Annotated in this window: 1 pseudogene; it reads right to left on the bottom strand. The window is 68.8% G+C overall.

Annotated features, from left to right (window positions below):
* Positions 1-237: pseudogene (locus BST14_RS32320) on the bottom strand (glycogen debranching enzyme); the annotation flags it as partial.

The raw sequence follows: 237 nt of genomic DNA, 5'->3' as shown, positions 1-237 counted from the left end.
CAGCAGGCAGGTCCAGCCGCTGCCTTCGGCCACCTCGGGAAGACGGAAGGACACCGCGTCGTGGTAGGCATTGAGGATCAGCAGCAGGGTGGCATCCTCACCGCTGCGCAGGATCCCGGTGGGTTGCGCGCGGCCATCGAGGAGCACGCCGAGACAGCGGGCGTGCTCGTCGTGCCAGTGTTCCTCGGTCATCTCCTCGCCGCCGGGCGCCAGCCAGGTGACGTCCTTGACACCCAG

This window comes from Mycobacterium arosiense ATCC BAA-1401 = DSM 45069 (assembly GCF_002086125.1).
In the GTDB taxonomy this organism is placed as follows: Bacteria; Actinomycetota; Actinomycetes; order Mycobacteriales; family Mycobacteriaceae; genus Mycobacterium; species Mycobacterium arosiense.
The sequence above is the reverse complement of the archived record's forward strand: the minus strand, read 5'-3'. Positions and strand labels throughout refer to the sequence as shown.